Source organism: Paraburkholderia sejongensis (assembly GCF_020880815.1).
Classification (GTDB): Bacteria; Pseudomonadota; Gammaproteobacteria; order Burkholderiales; family Burkholderiaceae; genus Paraburkholderia; species Paraburkholderia sejongensis.
In genome coordinates this window covers 62,677-75,821 of the sequence record NZ_JAJITD010000018.1, presented here as the reverse complement: position 1 = coordinate 75,821, position 13,145 = coordinate 62,677, and the positions used below count along the sequence as shown (strand labels likewise).

17 protein-coding genes are annotated in these 13,145 nt (G+C 65.1%); all 17 read left to right on the top strand.

Going from position 1 to position 13,145, the window contains the following annotated elements; all coding sequences use genetic code 11:
* Nucleotides 1-86 precede the first annotated feature (86 nt).
* On the top strand, nt 87-719 hold the full coding sequence (locus LJ656_RS28130; RefSeq protein WP_230512795.1) for an MlaC/ttg2D family ABC transporter substrate-binding protein: 633 nt from the start codon (nt 87-89) through the stop codon (nt 717-719).
* The gene (locus tag LJ656_RS28125) at nt 716-1,009 is read left to right on the top strand and encodes an STAS domain-containing protein (RefSeq protein WP_230512794.1); all 294 of its coding nucleotides are present in this window, start codon (nt 716-718) and stop codon (nt 1,007-1,009) included. The genes LJ656_RS28130 and LJ656_RS28125 overlap by 4 nt, the downstream gene beginning before the upstream one ends.
* Before the next feature lie 189 nt (nt 1,010-1,198).
* Nucleotides 1,199-2,131 (top strand): ABC transporter ATP-binding protein, encoded by a 933-nt coding sequence (locus LJ656_RS28120; protein WP_230512793.1) that lies wholly within the window; start codon nt 1,199-1,201, stop codon nt 2,129-2,131.
* Nucleotides 2,128-2,892, top strand: coding sequence for an ABC transporter permease (locus LJ656_RS28115; RefSeq protein ID WP_230512792.1), 765 nt, complete (start codon nt 2,128-2,130; stop codon nt 2,890-2,892). Before LJ656_RS28120 ends, LJ656_RS28115 begins: the two co-directional genes overlap by 4 nt.
* A 15-nt stretch (nt 2,893-2,907) precedes the next feature.
* Entirely contained in the window at nt 2,908-3,147 is a 240-nt protein-coding gene (locus LJ656_RS28110) for a BolA family protein (protein ID WP_075303214.1), read from the top strand.
* A 112-nt stretch (nt 3,148-3,259) separates the two neighbouring features.
* Nucleotides 3,260-4,522 (top strand): UDP-N-acetylglucosamine 1-carboxyvinyltransferase, encoded by a 1,263-nt coding sequence (murA, locus tag LJ656_RS28105; RefSeq protein WP_230512791.1) that lies wholly within the window; start codon nt 3,260-3,262, stop codon nt 4,520-4,522.
* Nucleotides 4,519-5,220: an ATP phosphoribosyltransferase gene (gene hisG, locus LJ656_RS28100; RefSeq protein ID WP_230512790.1), complete on the top strand. Its 702-nt coding sequence runs from the start codon at nt 4,519-4,521 to the stop codon at nt 5,218-5,220. Before murA ends, hisG begins: the two co-directional genes overlap by 4 nt.
* A 57-nt stretch (nt 5,221-5,277) precedes the next feature.
* Nucleotides 5,278-6,612 carry a histidinol dehydrogenase gene (hisD, locus tag LJ656_RS28095; RefSeq protein WP_230512789.1) on the top strand — a complete coding sequence of 445 codons (1,335 nt, stop codon included), beginning with the start codon at nt 5,278-5,280 and terminating at the stop codon, nt 6,610-6,612.
* 247 nt (nt 6,613-6,859) lie between these two features.
* Complete coding sequence (hisC, locus tag LJ656_RS28090; protein WP_230512788.1) at nt 6,860-7,930, top strand: histidinol-phosphate transaminase; 1,071 nt, start codon at nt 6,860-6,862, stop codon at nt 7,928-7,930.
* Nucleotides 7,931-7,993: 63 nt separating this feature from the next.
* Nucleotides 7,994-8,581 carry an imidazoleglycerol-phosphate dehydratase HisB gene (gene hisB, locus LJ656_RS28085; protein WP_230512787.1) on the top strand — a complete coding sequence of 196 codons (588 nt, stop codon included), beginning with the start codon at nt 7,994-7,996 and terminating at the stop codon, nt 8,579-8,581.
* A gap of 190 nt (nt 8,582-8,771) precedes the next feature.
* Nucleotides 8,772-9,413, top strand: coding sequence for an imidazole glycerol phosphate synthase subunit HisH (gene hisH, locus LJ656_RS28080; protein WP_075303208.1), 642 nt, complete (start codon nt 8,772-8,774; stop codon nt 9,411-9,413).
* Nucleotides 9,414-9,594: 181 nt separating this feature from the next.
* Nucleotides 9,595-10,347, top strand: coding sequence for a 1-(5-phosphoribosyl)-5-[(5-phosphoribosylamino)methylideneamino]imidazole-4-carboxamide isomerase (gene hisA, locus LJ656_RS28075; RefSeq protein ID WP_230512786.1), 753 nt, complete (start codon nt 9,595-9,597; stop codon nt 10,345-10,347).
* Nucleotides 10,348-10,541: 194 nt separating this feature from the next.
* A complete protein-coding gene (gene hisF, locus LJ656_RS28070; protein ID WP_075303206.1) occupies nt 10,542-11,315 on the top strand; it encodes an imidazole glycerol phosphate synthase subunit HisF in 774 nt (257 codons plus the stop codon).
* Nucleotide 11,316: 1 nt separating this feature from the next.
* Nucleotides 11,317-11,727, top strand: coding sequence for a phosphoribosyl-AMP cyclohydrolase (gene hisI / locus LJ656_RS28065; protein ID WP_230512785.1), 411 nt, complete (start codon nt 11,317-11,319; stop codon nt 11,725-11,727).
* Entirely contained in the window at nt 11,724-12,122 is a 399-nt protein-coding gene (locus LJ656_RS28060) for a phosphoribosyl-ATP diphosphatase (RefSeq protein WP_230512784.1), read from the top strand. The genes hisI and LJ656_RS28060 overlap by 4 nt, the downstream gene beginning before the upstream one ends.
* A 108-nt stretch (nt 12,123-12,230) precedes the next feature.
* Entirely contained in the window at nt 12,231-12,626 is a 396-nt protein-coding gene (locus LJ656_RS28055; protein WP_230512783.1) for a DUF4870 family protein, read from the top strand.
* Between the two features lie 92 nt (nt 12,627-12,718).
* Nucleotides 12,719-13,084, top strand: a complete 366-nt coding sequence (locus tag LJ656_RS28050) for a histidine triad nucleotide-binding protein (protein ID WP_230512782.1) — start codon at nt 12,719-12,721, stop codon at nt 13,082-13,084.
* Nucleotides 13,085-13,145 lie beyond the last annotated feature (61 nt).

The window sequence follows — 13,145 nt, the reverse complement described above, 5'->3', positions numbered from 1 at the left end:
TCTCGCAGTTTGCGGATGGATTGCTGTCGAACTCGCGTGGTAAGGTCGGTCCAACCTGTTGCACTATTTTTGAGGCAAGGCTTGATATGAAAAAATTCTTCCTGATTCCGTTGTTTGCCGCGTTGTTCTCGTTCGTGAGCGCCGGGGCGTCGGCACAAACCGTCGACACCAGCCAGCCCGACGCGCTGATCAAGACCGTCACCCAGCAGGTGATGGACCAGATCCGCAGCGACAAGTCGATCCAGCAAGGCGACATTTCGCACATCACGCGTCTGGTCAATGAAAAGATCCTGCCGTACACCGATTTCCGCCGCACCACGCAGCTCGCGATGGGCCGCAACTGGCGCAGCGCGACGCCGCAGCAGCAGGACCAGCTGGTCGAGCAGTTCAAGATGCTGCTGATCCGCACGTATTCGGGCGCGCTCGCCCAGGTGCGCGACCAGCAGATCCAGTACAAGCCGTTCCGCATGAACCCGGAAGACACCGACACGGTGGTGCGCTCGGTGGTGATGAACAACGGCCAGCCGATCCAGCTCGACTACCGTCTGTACAAGACCCCGCAAGGCTGGCGCGTGTACGACATCAACGTGCTCGGCGCGTGGCTGATCCAGGCGTATCAGCAGCAGTTCAACGAGCAGGTCCAGCAGAAGGGCGTGGACGGGCTGATCCAGTTCCTGACCCAGCGTAACCAGCAACTCGCCGCGGGCAAGCAGTCGTGAGCGAAGTGCTGAACCCGGTCGCGAACCGCTTCGACTGCGGCGCGACGCTGACCCACGAGAGCGCGACCGCCGCGCTCACGGCGGGTCTGCAACGTATCGCGGCGGGCGCGGGCGGCGTCGATTGCGCGCCGCTCACGCAATTCGATTCGTCCGCGCTCGCGGTTCTGCTCGCGTGGGTGCGAGCCGCCGGCGCGCGCGGCGTCGAATTCGAAATCGTCAATCTGCCGGCTGGTCTCGCCAGCCTCGCGCAAGCCTACGGCGTCGATACTCTTCTGTCGGCGCGACATTGACGCTCCTCTAGCGTCGTTCCCCCCTTACGGCCAGGCCGGGGGTGTCAGTTTTTGCCCTATAATCAAACGTTTTTTTGGGGCGTTGAACTGGCCCCGAATCGGCCACGATTTCCGTTTCTTCCCGCATTTGCTCGTCCCCGCGCTCCGCCGGGGCTACTTTAGGCGCCGCCACGCACGCGGCCCACAGTCATGTCAGCCATAGAAATTCGTAACGTCAAGAAGCGCTACAAGGACTTGCAGGCGCTCAAGGGCGTCAGCCTCACGGTCGAAGAAGGCGAGTTCTTCGGACTGCTTGGTCCGAACGGCGCGGGCAAGACGACGCTCATCAGCATCCTCGCGGGTCTCGCGCGCGCCGACGAAGGCAGCATCGCGGTGCGCGGTCACGACGTGGTCGGCGATTTCCGCAATGCGCGCCGCGCGCTCGGCGTGGTGCCGCAGGAACTCGTGTTCGATCCGTTCTTCACGGTGCGCGAAACGCTGCGCATCCAGTCCGGCTACTACGGGCTGCGCAACAACGACGCGTGGATCGACGAGATCATGGCCAATCTCGACCTGACCGACAAAGCCGACGCCAACATGCGCGCGCTGTCGGGCGGCATGAAGCGCCGGGTGCTGGTCGCCCAGGCGCTGGTGCACCGGCCGCCGGTAATCGTGCTCGACGAACCGACCGCCGGCGTCGACGTCGAACTGCGCCAGACGCTGTGGAAGTTCATCTCGCGTCTGAACCGCGAAGGTCACACGATCGTGCTGACCACTCACTATCTGGAAGAAGCCGAATCGTTGTGCGACCGCATCGCGATGCTGCGCCGTGGCGAGGTGGTCGCGCTCGATCGCACCAGCACGCTGCTGCAGCGTTTCGCGGGGATGCAGCTGTTCGTGCGCTTCGCGCAGGGCGTGCTGCCCGCCGAGCTGCGTCCGCTCGAGGCGGAAAGCGGCGCGGGCAACGGCAACGGCCGCCAGCATCTGCTGCGTCTGACCAGCTACGACGACGTCGAGCGCATCCTCGCGCAGTGTCGCGCGGCCGGTTGTACATTCGAAGAAATCGAGGTCCGCAAGGCCGACCTCGAAGACGTATTCGTTCAGGTGATGAACGGTCCGGAAGTGATCGAGGGGCTTGCATGAGCGGCTACAGTGGTTTCAGCACGCTGTTTTACAAAGAGCTGCTGCGTTTCTGGAAGGTGTCGTTCCAGACCGTGCTCGCGCCGGTCATCACCGCGCTGCTGTATCTGACGATCTTCGGCCACGCGCTGCGCGGCCACGTGCAGGTCTATCCGGGCGTCGAGTACACGAGCTTCCTGATTCCGGGCCTCGTGATGATGAGCGTGCTGCAGAACGCGTTTGCGAACAGCTCGTCGTCGCTGATCCAGTCGAAGATCACCGGCAACCTCGTGTTCGTGCTGCTGCCGCCGCTGTCGCACTACGAGATGTTCGCCGCCTACGTGCTGGCGGCGTGCGCGCGCGGTCTGTGCGTCGGCTTCGGCGTGTTCATCGTGACGATCTGGTTCGTGCCGGTCAGCTTCAGCGCGCCGTGGTTCATCATCCTGTTCGCGATCTTCGGTGCGGCGATTCTCGGCACGCTCGGTCTGATCGCCGGCATCTGGGCCGAGAAGTTCGACCAGCTCGCCGCGTTCCAGAACTTCCTGATCATGCCGCTCACGTTCCTGTCGGGCGTGTTCTATTCGACCCATACGCTGCCGCCGGGGTGGCGCGAGGTGTCGCGGCTCAATCCCTTTTTCTACATGATCGACGGCTTTCGCTACGGTTTCTTCGGGGTGTCGGATATCGACCCGCTGATTAGCCTCGGGATCGTCGCCGGTTTCTTCGTGGTGCTGGCCGTGGTCGCGATGCGCTTGCTCGCCACCGGCTACAAGCTGCGCCACTGACGAGGAGCTTCTCTTATGTTGCCGACTCCTGAACAGGTCAAGCAGTACATTGCGGCTGGGCTCGCGTGCGAGCATCTCGAAGTCGAGGGCGACGGTCAGCATTTCTTTGCGACGATCGTCTCGCCGAGTTTCGAAGGCAAGCGCCCGATCCAGCGCCATCAACTCGTGTACGCGGCGCTCGGCGACCGCATGCGCGAGGAAATCCACGCGCTCAGCATGAAGACGCTGACGCCCGCCGAATGGCAGAACGCGTAACTCTGGAAATTTAGTGCGAATTACTCAGGAAGGGCGCGACGCCGCGAGCGGCGCGCCGAACACAGACAAGCCAGCTCCGGGCCAGCCCCGGGCCGATCAGGAACCGACAGGCATGGATAAACTCATCATTGAAGGGGGCTACCCGCTCTCCGGTGAAGTCGTCGTCTCGGGTGCGAAGAACGCGGCGTTGCCGATCCTGTGCGCGGGTCTGCTGAGCGCCGAGCCGGTGCATCTGGAGAACGTGCCCGATCTGCAGGACGTGCGCACGATGCTCAAGCTGCTGGGCCAGATGGGCGTGCGCGTCGAGGCGGCTGACGGGCGCGTGTCGCTCGACGCATCGAAGGTCGAGAACTGCGTTGCACCGTACGAAATGGTCAAGACGATGCGCGCGTCGATCCTCGTGCTCGGCCCGCTGGTCGCGCGCTTCGGTCATGCGCGCGTGTCGCTGCCGGGCGGCTGCGCGATCGGCGCGCGGCCGGTCGATCAGCACATCAAGGGCCTGCAGGCAATGGGCGCCGAGATCACGATCGAGCACGGCTTCATCGAAGCGCGCGCGAAGCGTCTGAAGGGCGCGCGCATCGTCACCGACATGATCACCGTGACCGGCACCGAGAACCTGCTGATGGCGGCGGTGCTGGCCGACGGCGAGACGATCATCGAGAACGCCGCGCGCGAACCCGAAGTGGTCGACCTCGCGCACCTGCTGGTCGCGATGGGCGCGAAGATCGACGGCATCGGCACCGACCGGCTGGTGATCCAGGGCGTCGAGAAGCTGCACGGCGCGCATCACGCGGTGATTCCGGACCGCATCGAAGCGGGCACCTTCCTGTGCGCGGTCGCGGCCGCCGGCGGCGATGTGACGCTGCGCAAGATGCGTCCGCTCCTGCTCGAAGCGGTCACCGAAAAGCTGCGCGAAGCGGGCGTGACGGTCGAAGAGGGCGACGACTGGATGCGCGTGCGGATGGACAAGCGGCCCGCCGCGGTCACGTTCCGTACCTCCGAATACCCGGCGTTCCCGACCGACATGCAGGCGCAGTTCATGGCGCTGAACACGATCGCGGACGGTACCGCGCAGGTCGTCGAGACGATCTTCGAAAACCGTTTCATGCACGTGCAGGAACTGAACCGGCTCGGCGCGAGCATCACGATCGACGGCAATACCGCGCTCGTCACCGGCGTCGAGAAACTCTCCGGCGCGAAGGTAATGGCCACCGATCTGCGCGCGTCCGCGAGCCTCGTGATCGCCGCGCTGCGTGCCGACGGCGAGACGCTGATCGACCGCATCTATCACCTCGATCGCGGCTACGACCGGATGGAAGCCAAGCTCAACGCAATCGGCGCGAAGGTGCGCCGGGTGTCGGGGAGCGAAGTATGAGCACGATGCCGCAAACCTCGGCGTCGCCGGCCGTGAACGCGCCGCTCACGCTCGCGTTGTCGAAAGGGCGTATCTTCGAGGAAACGCTGCCGCTGCTGGCGGCGGCCGGCATCGAAGTCGCGGAAGACCCGGAGACCTCGCGCAAGCTGATCCTGCCGACCACTGACGCGAACCTGCGCGTGATCATCGTGCGCGCGACCGACGTGCCGACCTATGTCGAATACGGCGCGGCCGACTTCGGCGTGGCCGGCAAGGACGTGCTGCTCGAGCATGGCGGCAGCGGCCTGTATCAGCCGGTCGATCTGGACATCGCGCGCTGCCGGATGTCGGTCGCGGTGGCCGCGGGTTTCGACTACGCGAATGCGGTGCGCCAGGGCGCCCGCCTGCGCGTCGCGACCAAGTACGTTGAAACCGCACGCGAGCATTTTGCCGCCAAGGGGGTACACGTCGACCTGATCAAGCTGTACGGTTCGATGGAACTGGCGCCGCTGGTCGGTCTCGCCGACGCGATCGTCGATCTCGTCAGCTCCGGCAATACGCTGCGCGCGAACAATCTTGTCGAGGTGGAGGAGATCATGCAGATTTCGTCGCGCCTCGTTGTGAACCAGGCGGCGCTGAAGCTCAAACGCGCTGCGTTGCGGCCGATTCTCGACGCGTTCGCCAACGCGTCGTCGCAAGCCGGCACTCCGGCGGCCTGACTGATTACGGCACTCTGACCACCAGCTCAAGCGCGCCTTACCGAAACGGATACCTGTATGTCTACCAAGATTCGCAAACTCGATTCCACCGCTCCCGACTTCCACAAGTCGCTGCACGCGGTGCTCGCGTTCGAGGCGAGCGAAGACGAAGCCATCGAGCGATCGGTCGCGCAGATTCTGAACGACGTGAAGGCGCGCGGCGACGACGCGGTACTCGAGTACACGAACCGCTTCGACCGGATCAATGCGTCGAGCATCGCCGAACTCGAACTGCCGATGGCCGAGCTCGAAGCGGCGCTCGAAAGCCTCGAGCCGAAGCGGCGCGCGTCGCTCGAAGCGGCGGCCGCGCGCGTGCGCGGTTACCACGAGAAGCAGAAGATCGAATGCGGCAGCCATAGCTGGCAGTACACCGAAGCGGACGGCACGGTGCTCGGCCAGAAGGTCACGCCGCTCGATCGCGCGGGTATCTACGTGCCGGGCGGCAAGGCCGCGTATCCGTCGTCGGTGCTGATGAACGCGATTCCAGCGCGGGTGGCCGGTGTGCGCGAAATCGTGATGGTGGTGCCGACGCCGGACGGCGTGAAAAATCCGCTGGTGCTGGCCGCAGCGCTGATCGGCGGGGTGGACCGGGTGTTTACGATCGGCGGCGCGCAGGCGGTCGGCGCACTCGCGTACGGCACCCAGAGCATCCCCGCAGTCGACAAGATCTGCGGTCCGGGCAATGCGTACGTCGCGTCGGCCAAGCGTCGCGTGTTCGGCACGGTCGGCATCGACATGATCGCCGGGCCGTCGGAAATCCTGGTGCTGTGCGACGGCACCACCGACCCCCGCTGGGTCGCGATGGACCTGTTCTCGCAGGCCGAGCACGACGAACTCGCGCAGTCCATTTTGCTGTGCCCGGACGACGCGTTCATCGCGCGCGTGCACGAAGCGATCGACGAACTGCTGCCGACCATGCCGCGCCGAGACGTGATCCGCACGTCGCTCGAAAATCGCGGCGCGCTGATCAAGGTGCGCGACATGGCCGAGGCTTGCGCGATCGCCAACGACATCGCGCCCGAGCACCTCGAAATCTCGGCGCTGGAGCCGCATCAGTGGGCGCGGCAGATTCGTCACGCGGGCGCGATCTTCCTCGGTCGCTACACCAGCGAGAGCCTCGGCGATTACTGCGCGGGTCCGAATCACGTGTTGCCCACGTCGCGTACCGCGCGTTTTTCGTCGCCGCTCGGCGTCTATGATTTCTTCAAGCGTTCGAGCGTGATCGAAGTCAGCGCGGAAGGCGCGCAAACGCTCGGCGAGATCGCCGCCGAACTCGCTTACGGCGAAGGGCTGCAGGCGCATGCGCGCAGCGCCGAGTACCGGATGCGGCAGAACAACAACGATCGCGGTTGATGTGGCCGGCAGCGAACGCGCCGCAGGTAGCTGAAGCGGCGACGCGAGCCGGGCCGGCTCGATAGCCGCCGGCATGCCGCGAGCAGCAGCGTGCATCGTATCGATGCACGCGAACTGCGCCGGACCGAGTCGTTGCAGGGCTTACACGGCACCCGCCCGTTCGCTAACGACAATAGAGACCAACCAGCGCGGCCCTGTGCCGCCGATGCCGGACCGGCGTACTGCACCGGGCCAGGCCCCCGAACCTATGACGACACCTCAAGACATCATCCGCCGCGACGTGCTCGCGATGACGAGCTATCCGGTCCCGGACGCGACCGGCTTCATCAAGCTCGACGCGATGGAAAACCCGTTCCCGCTGCCGCCGGAACTGGCCGCGCATCTCGGCGAGCGGCTGGCCGGCGTCGCGCTGAACCGCTATCCGGCGCCGCGCCCGGAGGCGCTGATCGAGCGGATCCGTCACGTGATGGAGGTGCCGGCCGGCTGCGACGTGCTGCTCGGCAACGGTTCCGACGAAATCATCAGCATCCTGTCGGTGGCGTGCGCGAAGCCGGGCGCGAAGGTGCTTGCACCGGTGCCGGGCTTCGTCATGTATCAGATGTCGGCGAAGTTCGCGAACCTCGAGTTCGTCGGCGTGCCGCTGAAGCCGGACTTCACGCTCGATATCGACGCGATGCTCGCGGCGATCGCCGAGCACGAGCCGGCGATCATCTATCTCGCGTATCCGAACAACCCGACCGGCACGCTGTTCGACGACGCCGACATCGAGCGCGTGATTGCCGCGGCGACTCGCAGCCTCGTCGTCATCGACGAGGCGTATCAGCCGTTCGCACAGAAAAGCTGGCTGCCGCGCGCCGACGAGTTCGACAACGTGGTCGTGATGCGCACGGTGTCGAAGCTGGGGCTCGCCGGCATCCGCCTCGGGTATCTGGTCGGCAAGCCCGCGTGGCTCACCGAGTTCGACAAGGTGAGGCCGCCGTACAACACCAACGTGCTGACGCAGGCCGCCGCCGATTTCCTGCTCGACCACGTCGGCGTGCTCGACGCGCAGGCCGCGCAATTGCGCGAAGAACGCACGAAACTCGCGCAGGCGGTGGCTTCGCTGCCCGGCGCCGAGGTGTTCCCGAGCGCCGGCAACTTCCTGCTGGTGCGCGTGCCGGACGCGGCCGCGCTGTTCGAAACCCTGCTGACCGCGCGGGTTCTGATCAAAAACGTGAGTAAAATGCACCCATTGCTGGCCAATTGCGTGCGTTTGACCGTCGGTTCGCCCGAGGAAAACGCCCAGTTACTGGCCGGCCTGAAGCTCGTGCTGCACTGAGCGGCCGCGCCGTTTATCCACCCCACACTACTAGCGCTTTCTAGCCAGATTCGAGGAATTACCATGCGCCTTGCGGAAGTCGTTCGCAACACCAGCGAAACGCAGATCCGTGTGAAGATCAACCTGGACGGCACCGGTCAGCAGAAGCTGGCCACCGGCGTGCCGTTTCTGGACCACATGCTCGACCAGATCGCCCGCCACGGGCTGTTCGACCTCGAGATCGAAGCGCATGGCGACCTGCACATCGACGACCACCATACGGTCGAAGACACCGGCATCACGCTCGGCATGGCGGTCGCGAAGGCGATCGGCGATCGCAAGGGCATTCGCCGCTACGGTCATTCGTACGTGCCGCTCGACGAAGCGCTGTCGCGCGTCGTGATCGATTTTTCCGGCCGTCCGGGCCTCGAATTCCATGTGCCGTTCACGCGCGCGCGCATCGGCACGTTCGACGTCGACCTGTCGATCGAATTTTTCCGCGGCTTCGTGAATCATGCCGGCGTGACGCTGCATATCGACAACCTGCGCGGCATCAACGCGCACCATCAGCTCGAAACCGTGTTCAAGGCATTCGGGCGCGCGCTGCGCATGGCCTGCGAACTCGACGAGCGCGCGGCCGGCCAGATTCCGTCGACCAAGGGCAGCCTTTAATCAGCCTTCTGATCGGCCGTTTGATCAGCCTGTTGCTCAGCCTCTCTAACGTCTTTCATCGCCGCGAGCACTTTCACTCCATTCATCCGTAGCGAGCCATCGGCCAGCCTCCGCGCGGCCGGCAAGTGCCGTTCGATGCCGCGCGGCGGTGTCGATGAAATGGAGCGAGGGCCGCGCGGCCAAATCTGAAATGAAAACTTCGATAGCGATTGTGGATTACGGAATGGGCAACCTGCGTTCGGTTGCCCAGGCGTTGCGCCAGGCCGCGCCGGAAGCCGACGTGGCGATCGTCGATCGTCCCGAAGCGATTCGCGCGGCCGACCGCGTGGTGCTGCCCGGCCAGGGCGCAATGCCCGACTGCATGCGCAGTCTCGGCGCGTCGGGCCTGCAGGAGGCGGTGGTCGAGGCGTCGCGCAGCAAGCCGCTGATGGGCGTGTGCGTCGGCGAGCAGATGCTGTTCGACTGGAGCGCTGAGGGCGACACGCCGGGTCTGGGTCTGTTGCCCGGCAAGGTGGTGCGCTTCGAGCTCGACGGCCAGGTGCAGGACGACGGCTCGCGCTTCAAGGTCCCGCAGATGGGCTGGAACCGCGTGCGCCAGGCGCAGCCGCATCCGCTGTGGGACGGCGTCGCCGACAACGCGTTCTTCTACTTCGTGCACAGCTATTACGTGGTGCCCGAGAACGCCGCGCACACGGCGGGCGAAACGGTCTACGGGCTGCCCTTTACCTCGGCGGTAGCGCGGGATAACATCTTCGCCACCCAATTCCACCCGGAAAAGAGCGCCGACGCCGGTTTGCGCGTGTATCGCAACTTCGTGCACTGGAACCCGTGAACGCTTTTCCGTATCCCGTTGCCGCGCGTCACAAACGCGCCAGCGCGGTCCCGCTTCAGACCGGCGCTCCGCGGGGGCGCCGAAAGACTTGTACTAAACTAGCGAAACGGCGTGCTGGCGGGCTGGCTTTCCAGCCGCTGCCGCCGACCTTCAACCCACTCCCAGACAACACCCGATTGCTATGCTGCTGATTCCCGCCATCGACCTGAAAGATGGTCAGTGTGTACGCCTCAAACAGGGCGACATGGACCAGGCGACGATTTTCTCCGAGGAACCGGCGGCAATGGCCCGACATTGGGTCGACCGCGGCGCGCGTCGACTGCACCTCGTCGACCTGAATGGCGCGTTTGCCGGCAAGCCGAAAAACGGCGACGCGATCCGCGCGATCATCGACGAAGTCGGCGGCCAGATTCCGGTTCAACTGGGCGGCGGCATCCGCGACCTGAACACGATCGAGCGCTATCTCGACGACGGCCTGTCGTACGTGATCATCGGCACCGCGGCGGTGAAGAACCCGGGCTTTCTGCAGGACGCGTGCACCGCGTTCGGCGGCCACATCATCGTCGGCCTCGATGCGAAGGACGGCAAGGTCGCGACCGACGGCTGGAGCAAGCTGACCGGTCACGAAGTCGCCGACCTCGCGCGCAAGTTCGAGGACTACGGCTGCGAGTCGATCATCTATACCGACATCGGCCGCGACGGGATGCTGCAAGGGATCAATATCGAAGCGACCGTGCGCCTCGCGCGCGCGGTGAAGATTCCGGTGATCGCGAGCGGCGGTCTGTCGAATCTGGCCGATATCGAGTCGCTGTGCGAAGTCGAAGACGAGGGCATCGAAGGCGTGATCTGCGGTCGCGCGATCTACTCGGGTGACCTCGACTTCGCGGAAGCGCAGACGCTCGCGGATCGCCTGCGCGAATCGGACGACGCTTAAACGGTCGCGGCCGGCTTGCCGTCCCGGCACGCGGCGCGTTTTACCGCCGCGTGTGTTGCCGGACACCGCGTCCGGAGTCTCGCCGGCCCCGGCCGACACCTCACTCGCGGCGCGACCCACGCGGTCGCGCCGGCACCGTGCCGCTTGCTCGTGGCGAGCGGCCTCATCAGCGGTATTGGCGAAATTGCAAGATCATGGCTCTAGCTAAACGCATCATTCCCTGTCTCGACGTCACCGCGGGCCGCGTGGTGAAGGGCGTCAACTTCGTCGAACTGCGCGACGCCGGGGATCCGGTCGAAATCGCGCGCCGCTACGACGATCAGGGCGCCGACGAGCTCACCTTCCTCGACATCACCGCAACGTCCGATCAGCGCGACCTGATTCTGCCGATCATCGAGGCGGTCGCGTCGCAGGTGTTCATTCCGCTGACGGTCGGCGGCGGCGTGCGCGCGGTCGAAGACGTGCGGCGCCTGCTGAATGCCGGCGCGGACAAGATCAGCATGAACTCGTCGGCGGTCGCCAATCCGCAGCTGGTGAAGGACGCGACCGACAAATACGGCTCCCAGTGCATCGTCGTCGCGATCGACGCGAAGCGCGTGTCGGCCGACGGCGAGGCGCCGCGTTGGGAAGTGTTCACGCACGGCGGGCGCAAGGCGACCGGCCTGGACGCGGTCGAATGGGCGCGCAAGATGGCCGAGCTCGGCGCGGGCGAAATCCTGCTGACCAGCATGGACCGCGACGGCACCAAGAGCGGCTTCGACCTCGCGCTGACGCGCGCGGTGTCGGACGCGGTGCCGGTGTCGGTGATCGCGTCGGGCGGCGTTGGCAATCTGCAGCATCTGGCCGACGGCATCACGCAAGGTCACGCGGACGCGGTGCTCGCCGCGAGCATCTTCCACTACGGCGAACACACGGTCGGCGAGGCCAAGCGCTTCATGGCCGACCAGGGCATTTCGGTGAGGTTGTAACGTGACGAATCCGTCGGCAGTGAACTGGCTGGACAAGGTCAAGTGGGACACGAACGGCCTCGTGCCGGTGATCGCGCAGGAAGCGACGACCAACGACGTGCTGATGTTCGCGTGGATGAACCGCGAAGCGTTGGCGAAAACCGTCGAAACCGGCCGCGCGGTGTATTTCTCGCGCTCGCGCCAGCGCCTGTGGTTCAAGGGCGAAGAGTCGGGCCACGTGCAGCACGTGCATGAAGTGCGGCTCGATTGCGACGAAGACGTCGTGCTGCTGAAGGTCGAGCAGGTATCGGGCATCGCGTGCCATACCGGCCGCCACTCGTGCTTTTTCCAGAAATTCGAAGGCTCGGCGGACGATGGCGACTGGCAGGCCGTCGATCCCGTGCTGAAAGACCCCGAACATATCTACAAATGACGCAAACCACGCACACCTCGTCCGACGCTTCGTCCGCATCCTCGCTCGATACGCTGCTGCGCCTCGCGGCGGTGATCGACGGCCGCAAGGGCGGCGATCCGGACCTGTCGTACGTATCTCGCCTGTTCCACAAGGGCGACGACGCGATCCTGAAGAAGATCGGCGAGGAAGCCACCGAAGTCGTGCTGGCCGCAAAGGACACGCGCCACGGCGGCGCGCCGAAGGCGCTGGTCGGCGAGGTCGCGGACCTGTGGTTTCACTGCCTCGTGATGCTGTCGCATTTCGACCTGAGCCCGGCCGACGTGCTCGCCGAACTGGAGCGCCGCGAAGGGCTATCGGGTCTCGAGGAAAAGGCGCTGCGCAAGAGCCGCGAGCGCGAGCAGAACGGCGACTGAATACCCGCGCCGCGGCGCCGCTGTGGCTGGCAACGCGGCGTTGCCGGTTGAAGTCGGGCGTGCCGGCACCCATATTTCGCCCAAGCGCATCTTCGGGAGGACGCTAGCATGGAACAGTCGCAAGAAAGCTACCCGCCGCCGGTCTACCGCCACGCACTGGAGCCCGAACGCGAGCGCAGCCTGCGCACGCTGACCCACGTGCTGTACGCGCTCTATGCAGTCCACTGGCTGACCGGTGGGCTGACCATTCTGATCGCGATCATCATCAATTACATCAAGCGTCCGGACGTCGTCGGCACGCCGTACGAAGCGCACTTCGAGTGGCAGATTCGCACGTTCTGGCTGGGCCTCGTCGGCTACGCGATCGGCGCGTTGCTGCTGCTCGTGCTGATCGGCATTCCGGTGCTGTGGGCTGTCAGCATCTGGATGTTGTACCGTATTATCAAAGGCTGGCTGTATCTGTACGATAACAAGCCGTTCGCGAACCCGCGCGGCTGGGTCTGAGCAGCGCGCAGCCTGCCGTGATCGGGCCGGCTCGCAAGCCGGCCCGCGTCGCGTGAGGCGTCGCGCTTCAGTCATACCGCGTCAGGAATACGATGAGTCACGATCCAAACTGCCTTTTCTGCAAGATTGCCGCCGGCGAAATTCCGTCTACCAAAGTCCATGAAGACGACGAGTTCGTCGCCTTCCGCGACATCCGCCCGGCGGCCGAAACGCATGTGCTGGTGATTCCCCGCAAGCACATCGCGACACTGTCCAACACCACCGAAGACGACGCACCGCTGCTTGGTAGAATGTTAATTCTGACCGCGCGGCTGGCCGCCCAGTTGGGCGTCGCCTACACCGGCGGCGAGACCGGCTTTCGCACGGTAATCAATACCGGTCCTGGCGGCGGGCAGGAGGTGTATCACCTGCATGCGCATATCCTCGCCGGACCGCGCCCGTGGCAGCGCATGGGCTGAGCGAGGCAACGCGGTTCGTCGGCTGCGCATCGCGTGAACAGCGCGGACCGCGTGAGTTTTT

What these genes read in the sequence shown, in the direction of transcription:
- hisB (WP_230512787.1), top strand. Translation starts at nt 7,994, where the DNA reads ATGCGCCTTGCGGAAGTCGTTCGCAACACCAGCGAAACGCAGATCCGT.
- LJ656_RS28130 (WP_230512795.1), top strand. Translation starts at nt 87, where the DNA reads ATGAAAAAATTCTTCCTGATTCCGTTGTTTGCCGCGTTGTTCTCGTTC.
- LJ656_RS28120 (WP_230512793.1), top strand. Translation starts at nt 1,199, where the DNA reads ATGTCAGCCATAGAAATTCGTAACGTCAAGAAGCGCTACAAGGACTTG.
- hisG (WP_230512790.1), top strand. Translation starts at nt 4,519, where the DNA reads ATGAGCACGATGCCGCAAACCTCGGCGTCGCCGGCCGTGAACGCGCCG.
- LJ656_RS28050 (WP_230512782.1), top strand. Translation starts at nt 12,719, where the DNA reads ATGAGTCACGATCCAAACTGCCTTTTCTGCAAGATTGCCGCCGGCGAA.
- murA (WP_230512791.1), top strand. Translation starts at nt 3,260, where the DNA reads ATGGATAAACTCATCATTGAAGGGGGCTACCCGCTCTCCGGTGAAGTC.
- LJ656_RS28060 (WP_230512784.1), top strand. Translation starts at nt 11,724, where the DNA reads ATGACGCAAACCACGCACACCTCGTCCGACGCTTCGTCCGCATCCTCG.
- LJ656_RS28115 (WP_230512792.1), top strand. Translation starts at nt 2,128, where the DNA reads ATGAGCGGCTACAGTGGTTTCAGCACGCTGTTTTACAAAGAGCTGCTG.
- hisC (WP_230512788.1), top strand. Translation starts at nt 6,860, where the DNA reads ATGACGACACCTCAAGACATCATCCGCCGCGACGTGCTCGCGATGACG.
- hisD (WP_230512789.1), top strand. Translation starts at nt 5,278, where the DNA reads ATGTCTACCAAGATTCGCAAACTCGATTCCACCGCTCCCGACTTCCAC.
- hisH (WP_075303208.1), top strand. Translation starts at nt 8,772, where the DNA reads ATGAAAACTTCGATAGCGATTGTGGATTACGGAATGGGCAACCTGCGT.
- hisF (WP_075303206.1), top strand. Translation starts at nt 10,542, where the DNA reads ATGGCTCTAGCTAAACGCATCATTCCCTGTCTCGACGTCACCGCGGGC.
- hisA (WP_230512786.1), top strand. Translation starts at nt 9,595, where the DNA reads ATGCTGCTGATTCCCGCCATCGACCTGAAAGATGGTCAGTGTGTACGC.
- LJ656_RS28055 (WP_230512783.1), top strand. Translation starts at nt 12,231, where the DNA reads ATGGAACAGTCGCAAGAAAGCTACCCGCCGCCGGTCTACCGCCACGCA.
- LJ656_RS28110 (WP_075303214.1), top strand. Translation starts at nt 2,908, where the DNA reads ATGTTGCCGACTCCTGAACAGGTCAAGCAGTACATTGCGGCTGGGCTC.